Annotated in this window: 22 protein-coding genes; 3 read left to right on the forward strand and 19 right to left on the reverse strand. The window is 70.8% G+C overall.

Annotated elements, in window-relative coordinates; all coding sequences use genetic code 11:
• Window position 1: 1 nt before the first annotated feature.
• The 13 genes from nuoK to ACWEN6_RS06700 all read right to left on the reverse strand — a co-directional run bounded on the left by nuoK (window position 2) and on the right by ACWEN6_RS06700 (window position 12,700).
• Window positions 2–298 (reverse strand): NADH-quinone oxidoreductase subunit NuoK, encoded by a 297-nt coding sequence (nuoK, locus tag ACWEN6_RS06640; RefSeq protein ID WP_354837848.1) that lies wholly within the window; start codon window positions 296–298, stop codon window positions 2–4.
• Window positions 295–1,185 carry an NADH-quinone oxidoreductase subunit J gene (locus tag ACWEN6_RS06645; RefSeq protein WP_452569302.1) on the reverse strand — a complete coding sequence of 297 codons (891 nt, stop codon included), beginning with the start codon at window positions 1,183–1,185 and terminating at the stop codon, window positions 295–297. The genes nuoK and ACWEN6_RS06645 overlap by 4 nt, the downstream gene beginning before the upstream one ends.
• On the reverse strand, window positions 1,178–1,693 hold the full coding sequence (gene nuoI / locus ACWEN6_RS06650) for an NADH-quinone oxidoreductase subunit NuoI (protein WP_452569303.1): 516 nt from the start codon (window positions 1,691–1,693) through the stop codon (window positions 1,178–1,180). The genes ACWEN6_RS06645 and nuoI overlap by 8 nt, the downstream gene beginning before the upstream one ends.
• Window positions 1,680–3,038 carry an NADH-quinone oxidoreductase subunit NuoH gene (gene nuoH / locus ACWEN6_RS06655; RefSeq protein WP_354837842.1) on the reverse strand — a complete coding sequence of 453 codons (1,359 nt, stop codon included), beginning with the start codon at window positions 3,036–3,038 and terminating at the stop codon, window positions 1,680–1,682. Before nuoH ends, nuoI begins: the two co-directional genes overlap by 14 nt.
• An 82-nt stretch (window positions 3,039–3,120) precedes the next feature.
• On the reverse strand, window positions 3,121–5,550 hold the full coding sequence (locus tag ACWEN6_RS06660; RefSeq protein ID WP_452569304.1) for an NADH-quinone oxidoreductase subunit G: 2,430 nt from the start codon (window positions 5,548–5,550) through the stop codon (window positions 3,121–3,123).
• Window positions 5,547–6,836: an NADH-quinone oxidoreductase subunit NuoF gene (gene nuoF, locus ACWEN6_RS06665; protein WP_452569305.1), complete on the reverse strand. Its 1,290-nt coding sequence runs from the start codon at window positions 6,834–6,836 to the stop codon at window positions 5,547–5,549. The genes ACWEN6_RS06660 and nuoF overlap by 4 nt, the downstream gene beginning before the upstream one ends.
• On the reverse strand, window positions 6,833–7,501 hold the full coding sequence (gene nuoE, locus ACWEN6_RS06670) for an NADH-quinone oxidoreductase subunit NuoE (RefSeq protein WP_354837836.1): 669 nt from the start codon (window positions 7,499–7,501) through the stop codon (window positions 6,833–6,835). The genes nuoF and nuoE overlap by 4 nt, the downstream gene beginning before the upstream one ends.
• Entirely contained in the window at window positions 7,498–8,850 is a 1,353-nt protein-coding gene (locus ACWEN6_RS06675; protein WP_452569306.1) for an NADH-quinone oxidoreductase subunit D, read from the reverse strand. The genes nuoE and ACWEN6_RS06675 overlap by 4 nt, the downstream gene beginning before the upstream one ends.
• A complete protein-coding gene (locus tag ACWEN6_RS06680) occupies window positions 8,847–9,524 on the reverse strand; it encodes an NADH-quinone oxidoreductase subunit C (protein ID WP_452569307.1) in 678 nt (225 codons plus the stop codon). Before ACWEN6_RS06680 ends, ACWEN6_RS06675 begins: the two co-directional genes overlap by 4 nt.
• On the reverse strand, window positions 9,521–10,072 hold the full coding sequence (locus ACWEN6_RS06685; RefSeq protein ID WP_354837830.1) for a NuoB/complex I 20 kDa subunit family protein: 552 nt from the start codon (window positions 10,070–10,072) through the stop codon (window positions 9,521–9,523). The genes ACWEN6_RS06680 and ACWEN6_RS06685 overlap by 4 nt, the downstream gene beginning before the upstream one ends.
• 39 nt (window positions 10,073–10,111) lie before the next feature.
• Window positions 10,112–10,471, reverse strand: coding sequence for an NADH-quinone oxidoreductase subunit A (locus ACWEN6_RS06690; protein WP_036325316.1), 360 nt, complete (start codon window positions 10,469–10,471; stop codon window positions 10,112–10,114).
• 92 nt (window positions 10,472–10,563) lie between these two features.
• The gene (locus ACWEN6_RS06695; protein WP_452569308.1) at window positions 10,564–11,838 is read right to left on the reverse strand and encodes a geranylgeranyl reductase family protein; all 1,275 of its coding nucleotides are present in this window, start codon (window positions 11,836–11,838) and stop codon (window positions 10,564–10,566) included.
• 127 nt (window positions 11,839–11,965) lie between these two features.
• Window positions 11,966–12,700, reverse strand: coding sequence for a demethylmenaquinone methyltransferase (locus ACWEN6_RS06700; RefSeq protein WP_452569309.1), 735 nt, complete (start codon window positions 12,698–12,700; stop codon window positions 11,966–11,968).
• Window positions 12,701–12,778: 78 nt separating this feature from the next.
• Here ACWEN6_RS06700 and ACWEN6_RS06705 point away from each other — a divergent pair, with 78 nt between their 5' ends.
• Complete coding sequence (locus ACWEN6_RS06705) at window positions 12,779–14,062, forward strand: delta-60 repeat domain-containing protein (protein WP_452569310.1); 1,284 nt, start codon at window positions 12,779–12,781, stop codon at window positions 14,060–14,062.
• On the opposite strand, the gene ACWEN6_RS06710 is transcribed toward ACWEN6_RS06705, so the two are convergent.
• Entirely contained in the window at window positions 14,059–14,259 is a 201-nt protein-coding gene (locus ACWEN6_RS06710; RefSeq protein WP_354837822.1) for a DUF4229 domain-containing protein, read from the reverse strand. The two genes, ACWEN6_RS06705 and ACWEN6_RS06710, sit on opposite strands and share 4 nt — an antisense overlap.
• Window positions 14,260–14,553: 294 nt before the next feature.
• Between ACWEN6_RS06710 and ACWEN6_RS06715 the strand changes: the two genes are divergently transcribed.
• Window positions 14,554–14,793, forward strand: a complete 240-nt coding sequence (locus tag ACWEN6_RS06715; protein WP_189165217.1) for a BldC family transcriptional regulator — start codon at window positions 14,554–14,556, stop codon at window positions 14,791–14,793.
• 288 nt (window positions 14,794–15,081) lie between these two features.
• Here the strand turns inward: ACWEN6_RS06715 and ACWEN6_RS06720 are convergent, their stop codons facing one another.
• Together ACWEN6_RS06720 and ACWEN6_RS06725 are read right to left on the reverse strand one after the other, a co-directional pair.
• Complete coding sequence (locus ACWEN6_RS06720) at window positions 15,082–15,330, reverse strand: hypothetical protein (protein WP_354837820.1); 249 nt, start codon at window positions 15,328–15,330, stop codon at window positions 15,082–15,084.
• A 10-nt stretch (window positions 15,331–15,340) separates the two neighbouring features.
• Window positions 15,341–16,339, reverse strand: a complete 999-nt coding sequence (locus tag ACWEN6_RS06725) for a hypothetical protein (protein WP_354837818.1) — start codon at window positions 16,337–16,339, stop codon at window positions 15,341–15,343.
• Window positions 16,340–16,527: 188 nt separating this feature from the next.
• Here ACWEN6_RS06725 and ACWEN6_RS06730 point away from each other — a divergent pair, with 188 nt between their 5' ends.
• The gene (locus tag ACWEN6_RS06730) at window positions 16,528–16,833 is read left to right on the forward strand and encodes a PLDc N-terminal domain-containing protein (protein ID WP_354837816.1); all 306 of its coding nucleotides are present in this window, start codon (window positions 16,528–16,530) and stop codon (window positions 16,831–16,833) included.
• Window positions 16,834–16,965: 132 nt separating this feature from the next.
• Here ACWEN6_RS06730 and ccsB read toward each other — a convergent pair whose 3' ends face one another.
• The 3 genes from ccsB to ACWEN6_RS06745 are packed head-to-tail and all read right to left on the reverse strand — an operon-like array spanning window position 16,966 to window position 20,397.
• Window positions 16,966–18,012 carry a c-type cytochrome biogenesis protein CcsB gene (ccsB, locus tag ACWEN6_RS06735; RefSeq protein ID WP_452569311.1) on the reverse strand — a complete coding sequence of 349 codons (1,047 nt, stop codon included), beginning with the start codon at window positions 18,010–18,012 and terminating at the stop codon, window positions 16,966–16,968.
• Entirely contained in the window at window positions 18,002–19,690 is a 1,689-nt protein-coding gene (gene resB / locus ACWEN6_RS06740; RefSeq protein WP_452569312.1) for a cytochrome c biogenesis protein ResB, read from the reverse strand. Before resB ends, ccsB begins: the two co-directional genes overlap by 11 nt.
• A complete protein-coding gene (locus ACWEN6_RS06745) occupies window positions 19,690–20,397 on the reverse strand; it encodes a cytochrome c biogenesis CcdA family protein (protein ID WP_354923335.1) in 708 nt (235 codons plus the stop codon). The genes resB and ACWEN6_RS06745 overlap by 1 nt, the downstream gene beginning before the upstream one ends.
• Between the last annotated feature and the right edge of the window lie 18 nt (window positions 20,398–20,415).

The raw sequence follows: 20,415 nt of genomic DNA on the forward strand, positions 1-20,415 counted from the left end.
CTTAGTACTTCAGCAGGTTGGCGTCGTCCACCGACGCGGACCTGCGGGTTCGGAAGATCGTCACGATGATCGCGAGACCGACGACGACCTCGGCGGCGGCCACGATCATCACGAAGAACGCGATGATCTGGCCTTCCAGGTTGCCGTGCTGCCGGGCGAAGGTGACGAAAGCCAGGTTGCACGCGTTGAGCATCAGCTCCACGCACATGAACACGACGATGGCGTTGCGGCGTACCAGCACGCCGACGGCGCCGATGGCGAACAGCAGCGCGGACAGCACCAGGTAGTGGGTGGTCACTTGCCTTCCTCCTCGACGGGGCGGTCCGCGGCCGGGCCGGCCGTCTGGGCGGCCTTGGGCTTGTCCTGCTCGTCGACCGGCGCCTCGGGCGCCTCGGCGACCGCCTGGACGACCTTCGGCCGCTCGGTGCGGACGCCGCTCTCGGCGACCCGCCTGATGGCCTCCGCCAGTCTCGGATTGTCGGGGAGGCGGCCGTCCTCGACGTCGTGCCGGGCGATGACCCGGTTGACCGACAGCTCCGAGACCGTGCCGTCGGGCAGCAGGGCGGGCATGTCGATCGCGTTGTGCCGGGCGTAGGTGCCCGGGCCGGGCAGCGGGGCCGGGTGGTCGCCGAGGAAGCGGGCGCGCGCCAGGTCCTTCTGCGTCGGCTTGGGCTCGCTGCGCTCGCGGTGCGCCAGCACCATCGCGCCGAGCGCGGCGGTGATGAGCAGCGCGGAGGTGACCTCGAACGCGAAGACGTACCGGGTGAAGATGAGGCCGGCGAGCGTCGGGACGTTGCCGCCGTCCGCGCTGACCGCCGCGCTCAGCCCGGCCGGCGCGCCGACCACGGCGTTGCCGATGCCGGCCGCCAGTAGCACGGCGAAGCCGAGCCCGGCGACGACGGCCCAGAAGCGCTGGCCCCTGATCGTCTCGACCAGCGAGTCGGAGGAGTCGACGCCGACCAGCATCAGCACGAACAGGAACAGCATCATGACCGCGCCGGTGTAGACGATGATCTGCACCACGGCGAGGAACGGGGCGTCCTGCACGGCGTACAGCACCGCCAGCGAGAGCATGACCACGCCCAGCATGAGCGCGGAGTACACCGCCTTGCGGCTGAAGACGAGCCCGAACGCCGCGGCCACCGAGACGACCGCCAGCACCCAGAACGTGATCGTTTCACCCATTGCTACGGCCCAACCGGTAGTAGTCCTCTTCGGTGTCGCCGAGGCGCATGGGGTGCGGGGGCGCCTCCATGCCGGGACCCAGCGGCGCGAGCAGCATCTCCTTGGTGTAGATGAGGCTCTCACGGCTTGCGTCCGCGAGCTCGTACTCGTTGGTCATCGTGAGCGCCCGTGTCGGGCACGCCTCGATGCACAGGCCGCACAGGATGCACCGCAGATAGTTGATCTGGTACGTCCTGCCGTACCGCTCGCCCGGCGAGAAACGCTCCGCGTCGGTGTTGTCGGCGCCCTCCACGAAGATGGCGTCGGCGGGACAGGCCCAGGCGCACAGCTCGCACCCGACGCACTTCTCCAGCCCGTCCGGCCAGCGGTTCAGCTGGTGACGGCCGTGGAACCGAGGAGCGGTGGGCTTCTTCTCCTCGGGGTAGTTCACCGTCACCGGCTTTTTGAACATGTGGTGGAAGGTGACGCCGAACCCCTTCACGGGGTTCAGGAAATCAGTTAGTCCCACTGGGGACCTCCTTGCGTCCGTTGACGCCGTGGTAGTGCGGCAGGTCGAGGGCCGGCACCGGGAACCCGCCGGCGGTGGGCTCGGCGCGCAGCTGCTCGAACTCGGCCTCCACCTCCGCCGCCTTGGCTTCCCTGCGACGCTGGTTGACCGTGTCGAACCGGAAGTAGATGGCCAGGCATCCGACGACGACGACCGCGACGACGACGAGCACCAGGTTGCGCTGGCCCTCGGCGACGCGCAGGGCGCGGACGGTGGCCACCAGCAGGATCCACGCCAGGTTCAGCGGGATCAGGACCTTCCAGCCGAAGTGCATCAGCTGGTCGTAGCGGATGCGCGGCAGCGAGGCGCGCACCCAGATGAAGAACGCGAACACCAGCACGAGCTTGACGAAGAACCACAGCATCGGCCACCAGCCGACGTTCGCGCCGTCCCACAGCGAGATGGGCCACGGGGCCCGCCACCCGCCGAGGAACAGCGTGATGCACAGGCCCGAGACGGTGAACACGTTGGCGTACTCGGCGAGCATGAACATCGCGAACTTCAGCGACGAGGAGTACTCGGTGTGGAAGCCGCCGACCAGCTCGCCCTCGCCCTCGGGGAGGTCGAACGGCACGCGGTTGGTCTCGCCGAGCATCGTGATCACGTAGATCAGGAACGACGGGATCAGCAGGATGGCGTACCAGGACGGCAGCGGGATGTCGAGCCCGAAGGCGTGCCAGGAGCCGCCGGAGGCCTGCTTGCCGACGATCTCGGAGGTGGACAGCGTGCCGGCGAACAGGAACACCGCCACGAACGACAGGCCCATCGCGATCTCGTAGGAGATGACCTGGGCCGTCGAGCGCAGGCCGCCCAGCACCGCGTACGGCGAGCGCGAGCCCCAGCCGGCGAGCACGATGCCGTAGACGCCGATGGAGGCCATCGCCAGCACCAGCAGCACGGCGACCGGCAGGTCGGTGAGCTGGAGCGGGGTGCGCACGCCGAACATCGACACCACCGGCCCGAACGGGATGATGGAGTACGACAGGAAGGCCGGCACCGCGATGATGATCGGGGCGAGGATGTAGACGAGCTTGTCGACGGTCCTCGGGAGGATGTCCTCCTTGAGTCCCATCTTGATACCGTCCGCCACCGACTGCAGCAGACCGAACTTGCCCGCGCGGTTCGGGCCGTAGCGGTGCTGCATGCGCGAGATGAGCTTGCGCTCGGTCCACACGCCGAACAGCACGCCCAGCATCAGGAACACGAAGATGAAGACGGCCTTGATGATGGAGATCCACAAGGGATCCTTGCCGAAGTCGGCCAGGGTGGGCCCGGCCGGATCGGCGACGAGCAGAGGCCCTGTCATTGGTCGCTCACCAACTCCTCATTCGCTGCGCGGGCGGCGCGTGCTCCGCCGGCCACTTCGCTCACAGCGCAGGCTGCGCCGCTCATGAGCCACTCCCGATCTTGACGACGTCACCGGCCACGGCGCGCAGGTCCCGGGTGACCGAGCAGCCGGCCGAGTTGGCCGGCACCCACACGACGCGGTCGGGCAGGTCGGCCACCCGCGCGGGCAGCGTGACGGCGCCGCCCTCCGTGGTGATCGTGACCTTACCGCTGTCCAGCGCGCCTATCTCGGCGGCCGTGGTCTCCGACATCAGTGCCTCGACGGCCCGGCCCGTTCCGGCCAGGTAGGGCTCGCCGTCCTGCAGACGGCCGGAGTCCAGCAGCAGGTGCCAGGTGGCCAGGACGGCCTCGCCCGCGGCCGGCTCGGCGTGGGTGCCGCCGCTGACGCCGGGGGCGCTCACGCGGACGCCGCGCCAGGCGCCGATGGCCGCGAGCTCGCGGCGGGCGGCGGCGGCGTCGGGCAGGCCCAGGTGGACGTCCATGTGGTCGCCGAGAGCCGCGATGGCGCGCAGGTCGCTCATCACGCCCGGCACCTCGATGGCCCGCTCGAAGGAGCGGCCGCGGCCCTCCCAGTCGACGAACGTGCCGCTCTTCTCGGTGACGGCCGCGATGGGCAGCACGACGTCGGCGCGGTCGGTGACGGCGCTGGCGCGCATCTCCAGCGAGACCACGAACGGGGTGTTCTCCAGGGCGGCCAGCGTCGCCTCGGGGTCGGCCAGGTCGTAGGGGTCCACGCCACCGACGACCAGCGCGTCCAGCTCGCCGGTGAGCGCGGCGGCGAGGATGGCGCCGGTGTCGCGCCCGGGGGCGTCGGGCAGGCCGGCGACGTTCCAGGCGCGGGCGATCTCGGCGCGGGCGGCCTCGTCGGAGACCGGACGGCCGATCGGCAGCAGGTTCGGCATCGCGCCGGCCTCGACGGCGCCGCGCTCACCGGCCCGGCGGGGCACCCAGGCGAGCCGGGCGCCGGAGGTGGCGCTCAGCCGCAGGACGGCGGACAGGGCGCCGCGGGAGGTGGCGAGCCGCTCGCCGACCATGATGACCGTGCCGGGCTGCTTGAGCGCCTCGGCGGCGGCGGAGGCGCCGGAGATCAGCTCGCCCAGGGCCTCGGCCTCGGCGCCGGGCGTCGTGCGCACCAGCGTGCCGCCCATCTTGGCCAGGCCGGGGGTGGCGAACGGGGCCACGGAGAAGACCTTCACGCCGCGCTTGCGCCACGCCTTGCGCAGGCGCAGGAAGACCATCGGCGACTCCTCTTCGGGCTCGAACCCGACGAGCAGGACGGCCGGGGCCTTCTCCAGGTCGGCGTAGGAGACCTCGATGCCCTTGCCCGCCACCGCGTGGGCCAGGAACCCCGACTCCTCCTCCGACAGGGGGCGGGCGCGGAAGTCGACGTCGTTGGTGCCGAGCGCGACGCGCGCGAACTTGGCGTAGGCGTAGGCGTCCTCGACGGTCACCCGGCCGCCGACCAGCACGCCGGCCCTGCCGCGCGCCCGGGACAGGCCCTCGGCGGCGGCGGTCAGGGCCTCGGGCCAGGAGGCGGGGCGCAGGTAGCCCTCGGCGTCGCGGACCAGCGGCGTCTGCAGGCGGTCGGGCTCGGTGGTGTAGGAGAAGGCCCACCGGCCCTTGTCGCAGTTCCACTCCTCGTTGACCTGCGGGTCGTCCACGGCGAGGCGGCGGGTGACCCGGCCGCGGCGGTGGTCGGTGCGCAGCTCGCAGCCGCTCGCGCAGTGCTCGCAGGCGCTCGGGGTCGACACCAGGTCGAACGGCCGGGCGCGGAAGCGGTAGGCGGCGCCGGTGAGCGCGCCCACCGGGCAGATCTGGATGGTGTTGCCGGAGAAGTACGACTCGAACGGCTCGCCGTTGGCGACGCCGACCTGCTCGGCGGCGCCGCGCTCGAAGAAGTCGATCAGCGGGTCGCCGGCGATCTCATCGGAGAAGCGGATGCAGCGGGCGCACTGGACGCAGCGCTCGCGGTCGAGCAGCACCTCGGTGGACAGCGGGATGGGCTTCTCGAAGGTGCGCTTGCTCTCTTGGAACCGGGACTCGCCCTGGCCGTTCGACATGGCCTGGTTCTGCAGGGGGCACTCGCCGCCCTTGTCGCAGACCGGGCAGTCGAGCGGGTGGTTCATGAGCAGCAGCTCCATGACCCCGCGCTGGGCCTTCTCGGCGACCGGCGAGGTGAGCTGCGTCTGCACGACCATGCCCTGGGCGACCTCGATGGCGCAGGACGGCTGCGGCTTGGGGAAGCCGCGGCCGTTGCCGGCGTCGGTGATGTCCACCAGGCACTGGCGGCAGTTGGCCGCCGGCTCCAGCAGCGGGTGGTCGCAGAACCGCGGGATCTGGATGCCCAGCAGCTCCGCCGCCCGGATGATCAGCGTGCCCTTCGGGACGGTGACCTGGAAGCCGTCGATGGTGAGGGTCAGCATGTCCACCGGCTGCTCGACCGGTCCTGCCGAGGATGTCTGAACGGTCATGCGGAGGCCCCCCACACGGTGGACGCCGCCCGGTCGAAGGGGCATCCGCCGATCTCGAAGTGCTTGAGGTATTCGTCGCGGAAGTGCTTCACCGACGAGTGGATCGGGCTGGTCGCGCCGTCGCCGAGGGCGCAGAACGATCGGCCGAGGATGTTGTCGGCGATGTCGGTGATCGTGCCGAGGTCCTCTTCGGTGCCCTGGCCCTTCTCCAGCCGCCTGAGCACCTGCTTGAGCCAGTAGGTGCCCTCGCGGCAGGGGGTGCACTTGCCGCAGGACTCGTGCGCGTAGAACTCCGTCCAGCGCAGCACGGCGCGGACCACGCAGGTGGTCTCGTCGAAGATCTGCAGCGCGCGGGTGCCGAGCATGGACCCCTTGGCGCCGACCGACTCGAAGTCGAGGGGCACGTCCAGGTGCTCGTCGGTGAAGATCGGCGTGGAGGACCCGCCCGGCGTCCAGAACTTCAGCCGGTGGCCCTCCCGGACGCCGCCCGCCATGTCCAGCAGCTCGCGCAGGGTGATGCCCAGCGGCGCCTCGTACTGGCCGGGGCGGGTGACGTGGCCGCTCAGGGAGAAGATGCCGAAGCCCTTGGACTTCTCGGTGCCCATCGAGGCGAACCAGTCGGCGCCGTTGGCGACGATGCTGGGAACGCTGGCGACCGACTCGACGTTGTTGATGACGGTGGGACACGCGTAAAGACCCGCGACCGCGGGGAAGGGGGGCTTGAGACGGGGTTGGCCTCTGTAACCTTCCAGCGAGTCGAGCAGGGCGGTCTCCTCGCCGCAGATGTAGGCGCCCGCTCCGCTGTGCACGACGAGCTCCAGGTCGTAGCCGGAGCCGAAGATGTCGGTGCCGAGGTAGCCCTTCTCGTACGCCTCGCGCACGGCCGCCTGCACGCGGCGGATGACGTGAAGCACCTCGCCGCGCACGTAGATGAAGGCCTGGTTGGCGCGGATGGCGTAGGCGGTGATGATGACGCCCTCGACCAGCGAGTGGGGGTTGGCCATCATGAGCGGGATGTCCTTGCAGGTGCCCGGCTCGGACTCGTCGGCGTTGACCACCAGGTAGTGCGCCTTGCCGTCGCCCTGCGGGATGAAGCCCCACTTCATGCCGGTCGGGAAGCCGGCGCCGCCCCGGCCGCGCAGGCCGGAGTCCTTGACCGCCTTGATGATGGCGTCGGGCTCCATGCCCAGCGCCTTCTTGGCCGCGGAGTACTCGCCGTAGCCCTGGAGGGTGAAGGAGTCCGCCCGATCCCAGTTCGCGGTGAGGACCGGAGTCAGAGTGGTCATTCCGAGGCCCCCTTCGGTGCCGTCCAGCCGTTCGCCTTGGCGATCTTCAGGCCCTCGAGCGAGGGGCCGGCGGCCGAGGGGCCGTCGCCGGCCTGGCCGTCGGGCAGGCCCGCGAGCACGCGCGAGGCGTCCTTGAACGAGCACAGGCGGCCCGGGCCGCGGGTCGGCGTGACCTCCTTGCCGGCGCGCAGGTCGTCGACCAGCCGCTTGGCGGTCTCGGGGGTCTGGTTGTCGAAGAACTCCCAGTTGACCATCATGACCGGCGCGAAGTCGCAGGCCGCGTTGCACTCGATGCGCTCGAGGGACACCTTGCCGTCGGCGGTGGTGTCGCCGTTGCCGACGCCGACGTGCTCGCTGAGCTCGTCCCAGATCTGGTCGCCGCCCATGATCGCGCACAGCGCGTTGATGCAGACGCCCACGTGGTACTCGCCGGCGGGCTTGCGCTTGTACATCGTGTAGAAGGTCGAGACGCCCACGACCTCGGCCTTGCTCAGGCCGAGCATCTCGGCGCAGAACTCCTGGCCGGCGTCGGAGACGTAGCCGTCCTCCGCCTGCACCAGGTGCAGCAGCGGCAGCAGCGCCGAGCGGGTCTTCGGGTAGCGTCCGATGATCTCTTTCGCGTCGCGTTCGAGACGCTCGCGGACTTCCGGCGAATAGGTCGTCACCGGTCCACACCTCCCATGACCGGGTCGATCGAGGCGACCGCGGCGATGACGTCGGCGACCATGCCGCCCTCGCAGGTCGCGGGCACGGCCTGCAGGTTCGTGAACGAAGGGTCGCGGAAGTGTACGCGATAGGGGCGGGTGCCCCCGTCGCTCACGACGTGGGCGCCGAGCTCGCCGCGGGGCGACTCCACCGGCACGTACGCCTGTCCCGCCGGGACCCGGAAGCCCTCGGTCACCAGCTTGAAGTGGTGGATGAGCGCCTCCATGGAGCTGCTCATGATGTGGGCGATGTGGTCGGGCGAGTTGCCGAGGCCGTCGGGGCCGAGCGCGAGCTGCGAAGGCCAGCCGATCTTCTTGTCCTCGATCATGACGGGCTTGCCCTTGAGCTCCGAGCCGGACAGCCGGTCGAGGCACTGGCCGATGATCTTAAGGGACTCCTCCATCTCGGCCACGCGCACCAGGTAGCGGCCGTAGACGTCGCAGGTGGTCTCGGTGGGGACCTCGAAGTCGTAGGTCTCGTAGCCGCAGTAGGGCTGCGACTTGCGCAGGTCCCACGGCAGGCCCGCCGCCCGGAGCATGGGCCCGGTGATGCCGAGGGCCATGCAGCCGGTGAGGTCGAGGTAGGCGACGTCCTTGGTGCGCCGGGTGTAGGCCGGATTGGCGTCCAGCAGCTTGCGCATCTCCTTGATGCGGCCCGGCATGACCTTGAGGAACTCGCCGATCTTGTCGACGGCGCCGGCGGGCAGGTCGACCGAGACGCCGCCCGGCCGCACGTAGGCCATGTTCATGCGCAGGCCGGTGATGTACTCGAACAGGTCGAGCACCATCTCGCGCTCACGGAAGCCGAACAGCATCGGCGTGGTCGCGCCGAGCTCCAGGCCGAAGGTCGCGATGGCCACCAGGTGGGAGGAGATGCGGTTGAGCTCCATCATCATGACCCGGATGGTCTGCGCGCGCAGCGGCACCCGCTCGGAGATGCCGAGGAGCTTCTCGACCGCCAGGCAGTACGCCGTCTCGTTGAAGATCGGCGAGAGGTAGTCCATGCGGGTGACGAACGTGACCCCCTGGGTCCACGTCCGGAACTCCATGTTCTTCTCGATGCCGGTGTGCAGGTAACCGATCACCGTGCGGGCCTCGGTGACGGTCTCGCCGTCGAGGGTCAGCACCAGGCGAAGCACGCCGTGGGTCGAGGGGTGCTGGGGGCCCATGTTGATGACCAGGCGCTCTTCGGACGACTCGGCGACCGCGTCGACGACATGGTCCCAGTCCTGCCCGTTGACGTTGTAGACCCGGCCCTCGGCGACGTCCTGCTCGTCCCGGGCGGTCTCACCGTCGTGGATGGCGGTCATGCGTACGACCTCCTGTTGTCCGGCGAGGGGATGGTGGCGCCGCGGTACTGGACCGGGATGCCGCCGAGCGGGTAGTCCTTGCGCTGCGGGTGGCCGTCCCAGTCGTCGGGCATCTCGATGCGGGTGAGGGCCGGGTGGCCGTCGAAGACGATGCCGAAGAAGTCGTAGGTCTCGCGTTCGTGCCAGTCGTGCGTCGGGTACAGCGACACCGTGGACGGAATATGCGGATCTGCGTCGGGGCAAGAGACTTCGACCCGAATGCGCCGGTTGTGGGTGATCGAGCACAGGTGATACACCGCGTGCAGTTCGGCGCCGGTCTCGTCGGGGTAGTGCACGCCCGAGACGCCGAGGGAGAGCTCGAAGCGCAGCGCCAGACCGTCGCGCAGGTGGCGCATGACCTCCACCAGCCGCTCGCGCGCGACGTGGACCGTCAGCTCGCCGCGGTCGACGACCACGCGCTCGACCATGCCCTCGAAGGCGTCCCCCGCCGCGCTCTCGAGCGCGTCGGCCACGTCGTCGAAGTAGCCGCCATAGGGCCGGGCGCTCGACAGCTGCGGGGCCCGGCGCACGACCAGGCGGCCGTATCCGGAGGTGTCACCGGAGTCGGAGGCGCCGAACATGCCCCGGCGGGCGATCGGCTCCTCGGGCACTCCGGGAAGGTTGTCAGTGCTCATTTCGAGGTCCCCTGATCGATGAGCGGAAGCGACCGCAGAGCCCGCAGTTCCAGCTCGTCGATCTGCTTGGCGCGGTGGGCGCCGAACTTCATGTTCTGGATCTTGTCGTGCAGCTTGACGATCGCGTCGATGAGCATCTCGGGGCGCGGCGGGCAGCCGGGCAGGTAGATGTCCACCGGCACGACGTGGTCGACGCCCTGCACGATCGCGTAGTTGTTGAACATGCCGCCGCTGGACGCGCACACGCCCATGGCGATGACCCACTTGGGCTCGGCCATCTGGTCGTAGATCTGGCGCAGCACCGGCGCCATCTTCTGCGACAGGCGCCCGGCCACGATCATCAGGTCGGCCTGGCGGGGGGACGCCGAGGCGCGCTCCATGCCGAACCGGGCGAGGTCGTGGTTGGGGCCGCCGGTGGCCATCAGCTCGATGGCGCAGCAGGCCAGGCCGAACGTGGCCGGCCACACGGAGTTCTTCCGCGCCCATCCGGCCGCCTGCTCCACGGTGGACAGGATGAACCCGCTGGGCAGTTTCTCTTCGAGACCCATCTCAGTGCTTCCTCTCGCGCGCCTCCGGCACGCTGCCTCTCAGTCCCAGTCCAGGCCGCGGCGACGCCACACGTAGGCGTAGGCGACCAGCACGGTGACGATGAACAGCACCATCTCGACCAGCCCGAAGACCCCGAGCTTGTCGAAAGCGACCGCCCACGGATAAAGGAAGATGATCTCGATGTCGAACACGATGAAGAGCATCGCCGTGATCATGTACTTCAGGGGGAACCGGCCGCCGCCCACGGGCTGCGGGGTCGGCTCGATGCCGCATTCGTAGGCGTCGAGCTTGGCGCGGTTCCAGCGCTTGGGGCCGGTGAAGGGCGCGATTCCCACGGAGAAGACGGCGAAGCCCGCCGCGAGAACCGCGAGCACCAGGATCGGCACGTACAGTTCCATCGCTTATGCGTCCCCTCTGAGCGCTGTGGCTTTCTTCGATCGGTTGACGAGTCTAGGCAGGGCGATCATCGATCTTCGTTCCGGGTGCTGGGTCATGCCGGCGGCGTGACCTTGGACAGGGCGTTGATGACCCGGTCTGTCGCATCGCCCCGCCGGTCCGTGAGATTAGCAAGGAGCTTGAGAGCGATTCGCATCAGAGTGGGATGTGGCAGACCGTGCCGCGTGAGGAACCCCATGACGCCCGGCTTGCCGATGGCCTCGACGAACAGCCGTCCCAGGGTGAAGTAGCCGCCGTAGACGTCCTTGAGGGTCTGGGGGTAGGCGCGCAGCACCCGCTCCCGCTGCGCGGGGGTCAGGCCCGACAGGGCCGTGGCGATCGTGTCGGCGGCGATGCGCCCGGTCTCCATGGCGTAGGCGATGCCCTCGCCGTTGAACGGGTTGATCATGCCGCCGGCGTCGCCGACCAGGACCAATCCCCGGGTGTAGTGCGGCTGGCGGTTGAAGGCCATCGGCAGCGCGGCGCCGCGGATCGGCCCGGTCATGGTCTCCTCGGAGAACCCCCACTCGGAAGGCATGTTCTTCACCCAGCGGCGCAGCAGGTCGCGGTAGTCCAGGTGCTGGAACGCCTCGCTGGTGTTGAGCAGGCCGAGCCCGACGTTGCTGGTGCCGTCGCCGACGCCGAACACCCAGCCGTAGCCGGGCAGCAGCCGCGCCTGGCCGTCGTCGCCGGTGTCCCACAGCTCCAGCCACGACTCCAGCCAGTCGTCGTCGTGGCGCGGGCTGGTGAAGTAGGTGCGCACGGCGACGCCCATGGGGCGGTCGTCGCGCCGGTGCAGGCCCATCGCCAGGGACATCCGCGTGGAGTTGCCGTCGGCCGCGACGACCAGGCGGGAGCGGTAGGTGACCTGCTCGCCGTCCTTCTTGGCGGTGACGCCGACGACGTGGCCGCTGCGCTCGTCAAGGACGGGCCCGGTGACGTTGACGCCCTGTAGCACGGTGGCGCCGCCGCGCTCGGCGTGCCCGGCGAGGATCTCGTCGAAGTCCATGCGGGTGCGCACGAGGCCGAAGTCGGGATAGCTCGACAGCTCGGGCCACGGCAGTTCGAGGCGCAGGCCGCCGCCGATGACGCGCAGCCCCTTGTTGCGGATCCACCCCGGGGCGTCGATGTCGACGCCCATGTCGATCAGCTCTTTGACGGCGCGTGGGGTGAGGCCGTCCCCGCAGACCTTCTCGCGCGGGAAGCGCGTCTTCTCGAGCAGCAGCACGTTCAAGCCGGCCTGTGCGAGATAGAAGGCCGTGGTCGAACCCGCGGGCCCGGCGCCGACGACGATGACGTCGGCATCCGCCGCGGGGACTGACTCGCTCACGGGACCTGTCCTGTCGTGGATGTCGAGGGCCTTGGGATCGGGGCCTTCGTTCCTTTGTGAACTACTTCACAAACTTGTCGGCGGAAGTCTAACCCTTTTTCCCTGCCCGCTGTCAGATGGAGCTTACCTACTCATCCGCGGTCGGCTTAACCGCCCTGTGCAAGGCCACCACGCCCAGGGACAGATTGCGCCACTGGACGCCCCGCCACCCGGCCTCGGCCACCAGCCGGGCCAGGGCCGGCTGGTCGGGCCAGGCGCGGATCGACTCGGCGAGGTACTCGTAGGAGTCGGGGTTTGAGCTCACCACCCGCGCGACCGGCGGCAACAGCTTCATCAGGTACTGCGTGTAGACCAGCTCGAACGGCTTGACCGTCGGCCGGGAGAACTCGCACACCACCAGCCGTCCGCCCGGGCGGGTCACCCGCAGCATCTCGCGCAGCGCATCGACGGTGTCGTTGACGTTGCGCAGGCCGAAGGAGATCGTCACCGCGTCGAAGACGCCGTCGGCGAATGGAAGTTTCAGCGCGTCGCCCCCGATGAACGTCACGCCGCGGACCCCGCCGCCGACCAGGCCGGAGCCGCCGTGCCGGGCCGCGCCCGTGCGCAGCATGCCGAGGGAGAAGTCGCACGCGATGGCCCGCGCGCCGAGGCCGGTGAAGGTGTCGGTCGAGGTGCCGGTGCCCGCGGCCAGGTCGAGGACGAGCTCCCCGGGGCCGGCGTCCACCGCGGCGGCGGTCGCCTTGCGCCAGAGCCGGTCCTGCCCGAGGGACAGCACGTCGTTGACCAGGTCGTAGCGCCGGGCCGTGCGGTCGAACATCGCCGCGACCTCGTGCGGCCGTTTGTCCAGGGAGGCACGCGTCATGGCGACAAGCTTAGTGGGCATGCACGCATCCACCCGAAGTAGTCGCCCGGTCACGCTGCGTCTGCTAGGACTTGGTGGATGTCCGCCCGAATGTCGACCCGGAGGTCGACCGCAATCGCCGCCCCGCTGCTCGCCGGGGCCCTCGTCCTCATCTCCCCTGGCTCCCCCGCCTCCGCCGGCGGGGTGGCCCAGCCGCGCGTGGTGTCGGCCGACCCGGTGAACTCCACCCCGCACGTGCTCGACGGCATCGTCAACGCCTTCGCCCTCGTCGGCGGCACCGTGGTCGTCGGCGGCTCGTTCAGCCAGGTGCGCGACGCCGGCGCCGCCGGCCGGCTGCCGAGGAGCAACCTGTTCGCCTTCGACCTCGCCACCGGGCGGGTCGAGCGCGGCTTCGCCCCGCGCGTGGACGGCCCGGTGACCGCGCTGGCCGCCGGCCCCGACGGCACGGTGTACGCCGGCGGCTCGTTCGTCTCGGCCGGCGGCGCCCCCGCGCGCGGCCTGGCCCGGCTCAGGGTCGCGGACGGCGCGCCCGTGCCGGGTTTCTCGGCCCCGGTCAACGGCGGCGAGGTCACCAGCCTCGTCCTCCACGACGGCCGGCTGTACGTCGGCGGCGACTTCACCGGCATCGGGCGCACCCTGCGCACGGCCCTGGCCAGGGTGGACCCCGCCACCGGCGCGGTGGACCCGTCCTTCACCGTCACCCCCGGCGGCGGGCTCGGCGGCGAGGTGAAGGTCTCCGCGATGGCCGCCGCCCGCGACCGGCTGGCGGTGGACGGCTCGTTCACGACCCTGGACGGGAGGCGCCGCCCGCAGGTGGGCCTCATCGACATCGCCGCCGCGCGGCCGTCGGTAACCGACTGGCACACCGAGTCCTACTCGACCGCGTGTAAAGAGGTGTTCCCTTCTTACGTGCGGGGGCTGGATTTCTCACCTGACGGGCACTATTTCGTCGTCGTGACGACAGGAGGCGCCAAGGGCTCGCGCAAGCTGTGCGATTCCGCGGCGCGCTTCGAGACCTATTCTCGCGGCGACGGCGTCCGGCCCACATGGGTCAACCACACCGGCGGCGACTCTCTGTACTCGGTGGCCGTCACGGGGGCCGCGGTCTACGTGGGCGGCCATCAGCGCTGGCTGAACAACCCGCGCGGCTCCGACTCGGCGGGGCCGGGCGCGGTGGCGCGGCCCGGCATCGGGGCGATCGACCCCGCCACCGGCAAGGCGCTCGCCTGGAACCCCACCCGCGAGCGGGGCATCGGCGTCAAGGCCTTCCTCGCGCACACAGGCGGCCTTCTGGTCGGAAGCGACACCACGCACCTCGGACACGAGTACCATGCCCGAGTCGGCATGTTTCCGCTCCCTTAGCCCCTGCGGCCCTTGCTGATCTGCTCACTCACCGCGTCCCGCTGCTTGGACAGCAGCACGTAGCTGGCCACGCCGCTGATCACGAAGCTGATCACGATGAGCCACAGGACGTTGTGGAGGCCGATCAGGTAGAGCACACCCAGGGTGACGGCGAACAGACCCAGCCGTGACGCGGTGTAAACGAGAAACGGTCGCACGACGTCGAGGTTACGTCACGTGCCGGTGGGGGCCGTCAACGGCCGCCCTGGACGGGGGAGCCGATTTCGGGCACGGAGCTTTACAGTGCTCACTTCGCATCGGGAGCGAGCACTGCTAGTGTTCCCATCACGGCGCTTATGTAAAGAAACACCCACGAGCGCCCCAAAGAGGCTCTATCATATAACAAACGGGCAGTCAGCTGATAACAACCCGTGATCATTGGATGTAAATCGCGGATATATCAGTTTTCGCTCGGCAAACTGGATACCTGTCCGCCCGCTTCAGGACGCGGGATGCGAGGGGGAGAGATTGTGGAGAGTAGCAGCGAGCGCCTGCTGACCCCCGGAGAGGTTGCCGCCCTCTTCCGGGTCGATCCAAAAACGGTGACACGCTGGGCGGCAGCAGGCCGTATCAGCAGTATCCGAACCCCCGGAGGGCACCGGCGTTTCCGCGAGTCGGAGGTGCACGCTCTCCTGCGTGGCGAGGAAGTCCTCACGGCCGAACGGCCGAGCGGCGACTCACCGCGTGTTTGACGTGGCGGCGAGAGACCGCCGGGCCCGGCGCGCGTCGCGGGGCACGGTGAACTCGAGCCTCACCATGCACCATCGGTGATCCTGCGTGCCCCCCGGAAGCCGCAGGGTCACTGTTCTTTTTGGGTCGTGCCTTTACTGATATTTCGGGCCCGATCTTCCAGGCGTTCTCCGCACGGACCGCGTTCCCACAGGGACGGCGTTCTCCGCGCGGTACGGCGTTCCCACCCGGACTCGCGCCCGCACGCCGGCGCGGCCCCGCGCCTTGCCATTCAGGCGCGCGGCCCGCGCTCAACGATCGGAGCCCGCCTGCGACTCCTTGAAGGCCAGGAACTCGCGCTCAAGGTCGTCGTTCTCCTCCCGCCAGCGCCTGCGCCGGTCGGCCTCCTGCTCCTCGGTGATCGACTCCGGCAGCCACCGCGCGTACTCGGGGTCGCCCGGATCGAGCTCGACATAGGCATTGCCGATCAGCCGGCCGTCGTCGCTGGTGAGGCTGCGCGGTATCCGCAACGTTCCGTCGGCGAGCCGGATGACGTACATGGCGGACCACCTAGATTCCGTAGCGCCGGTTGAAGAAGAGCATGACATTGAGCGCGGCGCGCGTGTCTCCGTTGAGCATGTCCACCAGCGCCGGCCGCTGCCGGGAGGCGATGGCGGCGAAGGCGTCGGCGAAGAACTCCTTACGGCCGAGGCCGCCCGGCTGCTTGTGGAACGCCGAGGCGAACATCGGAGCGCACTCGTCGTACAGGGCGGCGAACTCCGCCGAGTCCGACACCCACTCGCCCGGCGCGGAGTCGATGTCGTCCAGGGCGTGGCCGGTCTCGTGCATCATCACGTCGGGCGTCGGCGACGGCCGGTCGCCGACCACGATCTTGCGGTCGCCGTAGGCGCCCGCGCAGACGTCCCAGGTCGCCTTCCCCGACGGCAGCGGCGCGCCCCGCAGATAGCCCATGTCGTCCAGATCGGGGACCCCGCCGGGCCCGACGTAGATGCCGTCGAGTCCGACCGCCAGAAGGGCTTTCAGCCGCTCGGGGAGCCGGGCCAGGCTGTCGACCGCCCGGACGACGTCGGCTGAGGGCGGCCCCTCGGCGGCGTCCCACTGGCGGTACAGGATCTGCTCCAGCGGCCCGCAGTGCTTGAGCCCGTCACCCCGGTCGGGCGTGTCAGGGGAGTTCGGCTGCGCCAGCGGCGGCTCGTCGTCGAGCTCGAAGTCGCGCCAGATGTACTGCGGCCGGTCGACGACCGGGGCGGTGACGGCCCCCGCGGCGTCGACGGGCGGGCGGTCCCCCGCCCAGAAGGAGTCACCCCTGCTCTCGCGGCGCCCGGCCCTGCGCCCGCCGGCGGAGTCGCCGCGCCCCTCGCGGAAGGACTCGGCCCGCCCGCCCTCGCGGCGGTCGGAGCGTCCCTCGCGCGCGGAGTCGGCGCGGTCGGCGTCGGCGGACTCGGCGGCCCCCTCACGGGGAGCCTCACCGCGGAAGGCGTAGGACCCCCGCTGCCGCCAGCGCGGGCCTCGGCGATGGCGTCCCTTGTCGCCCGGGAACGCCGTCAAAGCCGCGCCCAGGGCGCCCGGGCCAACGCGAGCATCGGCACACCTCTCCCATCCCGCGAAGCGTGGTCACGGTCCACCGTACGTCGGGGCCGCGCGGGAGTCACCAGTAATGTCCGATGGCGATCGATCGACGGCCGCGTGAATCCGAGCTGGACACGATCTCCCGTGGGATGGCATACCCTGCGGACATGCCTAGCGTGCTTCTTGGCCTGGCGCTGTTAGCCTTCTGGCTCTACTGCCTCTTCGACGTGATCACCACGCCGGAGGGCGACGTGCGGAACCTGCCCAAGCTCCTGTGGGTTCTCATCGTCGTCCTGCTGGTCGACCTGGGCGGTGTGTTGTGGCTGCTCCTCGGCCGACCACTGAGCCAGCAGGCCGTCCAGCGGCAGCGCACCGGCCGTCCCGGCCCTCGCCCCTCCGCGCCCCGTGGCCCCGACGACGACCCTGACTTCCTCCGCGACCTCGACCGTCGCCTCCGCCGAGACGACGACTGAAACCCGCCCCGCGGGCCCTTCGAGAGACGACCGCAGAGCTCCCGTGCCGGCGGTTTCCGGCACGGGAGAGCGCCCCCTAGGGGGGCCGCGAGGCGGTCAGGGGAGGCTTAAGGGCCAGGCGGGCTCAGCCGGTCAGGGCACCTGCGCGTAGGAGTGCAGACCCGACAGGAAGATGTTCACGCCCACCAGATTGAACAGCAGGCAACCGAACGCGACGAGCTGGATGATCACCGCGGCCCGTCCCCGCCAGCCGGCCGTGGCCCGGGCGTGCAGGTAGGCCGCGTAGGCGATCCAGGCGATGAACGACCAGACCTCCTTGGGGTCCCAGCCCCAGTAACGCCCCCACGCCTTGTCGGCCCACAGGGCGCCGGCGATGACCGCGAACGTCCAGATCGGGAAGGCGATCACGATGGCGCGGTGCGCCACCCGATCGAGCTCGGCCCGGCCGGGCAGCCGCGAGGGGCCGTCCCCGCGCGTGAGGTACAGGATGCCCGCGACGCCCGCGAGGATGAACAGCCCGCTCGCGCAGATCGCCGCGGTGACGTGGATGGCGATCCAGTAGGAGTTCAGGGCGGGCACCACCGGGCCGGCCTGCACGTGCAGGTAGCGGACGGCGAAGCCCAGCCCGAGCGCCGCGGCGAGCGAGACGAACGCGCCGAGGAAGCGCACCGGCTGGCGCGCCTGCATGACCAGGAACGCGGTGACCGCCGCGAAGCAGATCGCCACCACGAACTCGTACATGTTGCCCCACGGCCAGCGGCCGACGGCCAGGCCGCGGGTGATGATGGCGCCGAGGTGCGCGACCCAGCCGAGGCCGCTCAGCGCGACCGCGACGGTGGCGGCCCGCGCCGCCCACGCGGGCGGTGCACCGCCTGCCGGACGGTCCTGCCGGTCGCCTGAGCCGCCGTTCGGGGCCTCCGAGGCGTCCGAACCGTCCGTGCCGTCCGCGGCGTTCGTGCCGCCGTCCGCGGGACGGTCCAGCGTCTGGACGGCGCCGGCCGTGACGGCGACCCTGGCCTGCGCGCCACGCCCGGCGGCGACCGGCCGCCCGGCGCCACGGCCGCGGCCGAAGCCGAGGTCGAGCGCGTAGCCGATCATGGCGAACACGTATAGCAGGACGGTGGCCAGGATCAGCTGGTCGCTGAGCGTGGCGAGCCCCGCGTTGACGTCAGTGGGCATCCTTGACTCCTTGCGGCGAGGCGGCCTTGCCGGCCTCGGCTTCTTGCGGCGGCGCGGCGTCGCCGTCCCCCGCCTCCCGCGGCGGGGCGGGGCGCTCCGTCCGCGGGCCGTGCGGCGGGTCGTCCGCACCGCCCTGTGGGCCCCGCAGGGCCGTGACGATCTCGGCGAACTCCTCGGCGAACCCGGCGTCGCCGCTCTCGGTGCGGGTCAGCCCGCCGACCTCCACGGTGGCGGTCTCGTCGCCGGCCTCGCCCACCCGCGCCCAGACGCGGCGGCGGCGGACGGTGAGCGAGAGCACCAGCCCCAGCACGGCCAGCCCCGCCGCCAGCAGCGCCGGGAGCCGTCCGGGGTCGTAGGCGACCTGCAGGCTGATCCACTCGCGCACGCCGGTGAGCTGGATCGAGCCGGCGCCGCCGGGCAGCGGCAGGGTGCCGCCGACCGCGAGGGGCTCGGTTTTCAGGCCCATGACCAGAGGCTTGAGCTTCTTGGTGTCGAGCTGGTACACCGACTGCGGGCGCCCGGAATTCATGCCGAGGTCGCCGGAGAAGGCGAACACCTGGGCCGTCGGGTTGGCCGCGCCCGGGAAGACCGAGACCCAGGAGCCGTCCTGCGCCGGGACGGTCGTCGGCAGGAACCTCACCAGGAAGCCGAGCTGCTGCGGCAGGGCGTCCGGCACCTTGATCACGCACTCGGAGGTGTAGGTCACCTGGTCGGCGGTCAGGCACGGCACCGGCCCCTCGAAGGCCACCTGCCCCTTGCCGTCGAGCACCTTGAACACCGGGGCGTACCCGTGCCCGAGCAGGTAGGTCTGGGTGCCGTTGACCTCCAGCGGTTCGTTGACCCGCAGGTCGTAGGGCCGCTCGGGCGCGCCCGGGCGGTCGGACACCGCGAGCCGCGCCGAGAAGTCCAGCGGCTGGCCGCGGCGTTCGCCCGAGCCGACGTAGGTCGCCTGGAAGTCGCGCAACGTGAAGGAGAACGGCTCCAGGGAGTCCGGCGAGACCCGCTGGCCGGGGATGTACCGGTCGTAGGCGGCCACGGTGTTGGCGAAGCCGTTGCCCTCGACCACCAGCACGTTGCCGCGGTAGCCGTACAGGCCGCCCGCGCCGACCGCGACCAGCAGGACCAGCAGCGCCGCGTGGAACAGCAGGTTGCCGGTCTCGCGCAGGTAGCCCTTCTCGGCGGCCACCCAGCCCGGCCCGGTGACGGTGCGAAAACGCCTGGCGCGCAGCGTCCGGGCGAGGGACTCCACCGTGGCGCCACCGGCCTCGAACGAGGCGTGCTGGGGGAGCCGGGACAGGTTGCGCGGCGCCGCGGGCGGTTCGCGCCGCAGCTCACGCAAGTGGGCCGCCGCCCGCGGGATCACGCACCCGGCGAGCGAGATGAACAGCAGCAGGTACGTCGCCGCGAACCACGGCGAGGTGAACACGTCGAACAGCCACAGCCGGTCCAGCCAGGCCGCGGCGCCGGGGCTGTCCTTGAAGTACTGCGCGACCTTGTCGGGGCTGATGGACCGCTGCGGGTAGATCGACCCGGGCACCGAGGCCAGCGCGAACAGGAACAGCAGGATGAGGGCGGTGCGCATTGAGGTGAGCAGCCGCCAGGCCCAGCGCAGCCAGCCCACCGGTCCGAGCCCCGCCGGGCGGGCCGGCTCGGCCTGGATCTGTTCGGTCGTCGTCATCAGATCACCGGCTCGAATCCGCCGACCCAGCCCTGCAGGCCGGCGATGACCTGGCCCCACAGGCCGGTCACCAGCAGCACGCCGACGACGACCAGCATGGCGCCGCCGAGCCGGGTGATCAGCCGCGAGTGGCGGCGCACCGCCGTGAACGTCTGGATGGCCTTGCGGTAGGCGAGCGCCGCCAGGACGAACGGCAGGCCCAGCCCCAGGGCGTAGGCGAAGGCGAGCACGGCGCCGCGCACCGCGCTGGCCTGGTCGAGGGAGAGGGTGAGCACGGCCGACAACGTGGGGCCGATGCACGGCGTCCAGCCCAGGCCGAAGACCACGCCGAGCAGCGGCGCGCCCGCGATGCCCGCGGCGGGGAAGCGATGGATGCGCACGTCCCGCTGCAAGCCCGGCAGCAGGCCGAGGAAGGCGAGGCCCAGCACGATCGTCAGCGCGCCCAGCACGCGGGTGATCACACCGGCGTTGCCGAGCAGCAGGGACCCGAGGCCCCCGAACAGCGCGCCGCCGGCGACGAAGACCAGCGAGAAGCCCAGGACGAACAGGGCGCTGCCCGCCACCATGCGCCCCCGCCGGGGGTCGCCGCTCATGCCGGTGACGTAGGACAGGTAACCGGGCACCAGCGGGAGCACGCAGGGCGACAGGAACGACACCAGGCCCGCGGCCAGCGCCACTGGCAGGGCGAGCAGCAGCGAGCCCGCCATGACCGTGCCCGTGAAGCC

The sequence above is a fragment of the Sphaerisporangium sp. NPDC004334 genome (assembly GCF_053602655.1).

Coding starts and splice junctions, on each gene's coding strand:
- ACWEN6_RS06645 (WP_452569302.1), bottom strand. CDS start 1,185: ATGGGTGAAACGATCACGTTCTGGGTGCTGGCGGTCGTCTCGGTGGCC.
- nuoH (WP_354837842.1), bottom strand. CDS start 3,038: ATGACAGGGCCTCTGCTCGTCGCCGATCCGGCCGGGCCCACCCTGGCC.
- ACWEN6_RS06660 (WP_452569304.1), bottom strand. CDS start 5,550: ATGACCGTTCAGACATCCTCGGCAGGACCGGTCGAGCAGCCGGTGGAC.
- nuoF (WP_452569305.1), bottom strand. CDS start 6,836: ATGACCACTCTGACTCCGGTCCTCACCGCGAACTGGGATCGGGCGGAC.
- ACWEN6_RS06675 (WP_452569306.1), bottom strand. CDS start 8,850: ATGACCGCCATCCACGACGGTGAGACCGCCCGGGACGAGCAGGACGTC.
- ACWEN6_RS06680 (WP_452569307.1), bottom strand. CDS start 9,524: ATGAGCACTGACAACCTTCCCGGAGTGCCCGAGGAGCCGATCGCCCGC.
- ACWEN6_RS06685 (WP_354837830.1), bottom strand. CDS start 10,072: ATGGGTCTCGAAGAGAAACTGCCCAGCGGGTTCATCCTGTCCACCGTG.
- ACWEN6_RS06690 (WP_036325316.1), bottom strand. CDS start 10,471: ATGGAACTGTACGTGCCGATCCTGGTGCTCGCGGTTCTCGCGGCGGGC.
- ACWEN6_RS06700 (WP_452569309.1), bottom strand. CDS start 12,700: ATGACGCGTGCCTCCCTGGACAAACGGCCGCACGAGGTCGCGGCGATG.
- ACWEN6_RS06705 (WP_452569310.1), top strand. CDS start 12,779: ATGTCCGCCCGAATGTCGACCCGGAGGTCGACCGCAATCGCCGCCCCG.
- ACWEN6_RS06715 (WP_189165217.1), top strand. CDS start 14,554: ATGCGAGGGGGAGAGATTGTGGAGAGTAGCAGCGAGCGCCTGCTGACC.
- ACWEN6_RS06720 (WP_354837820.1), bottom strand. CDS start 15,330: ATGTACGTCATCCGGCTCGCCGACGGAACGTTGCGGATACCGCGCAGC.
- ACWEN6_RS06730 (WP_354837816.1), top strand. CDS start 16,528: ATGCCTAGCGTGCTTCTTGGCCTGGCGCTGTTAGCCTTCTGGCTCTAC.
- ccsB (WP_452569311.1), bottom strand. CDS start 18,012: ATGCCCACTGACGTCAACGCGGGGCTCGCCACGCTCAGCGACCAGCTG.
- resB (WP_452569312.1), bottom strand. CDS start 19,690: ATGACGACGACCGAACAGATCCAGGCCGAGCCGGCCCGCCCGGCGGGG.
- ACWEN6_RS06745 (WP_354923335.1), bottom strand. CDS start 20,397: ATGGCGGGCTCGCTGCTGCTCGCCCTGCCAGTGGCGCTGGCCGCGGGC.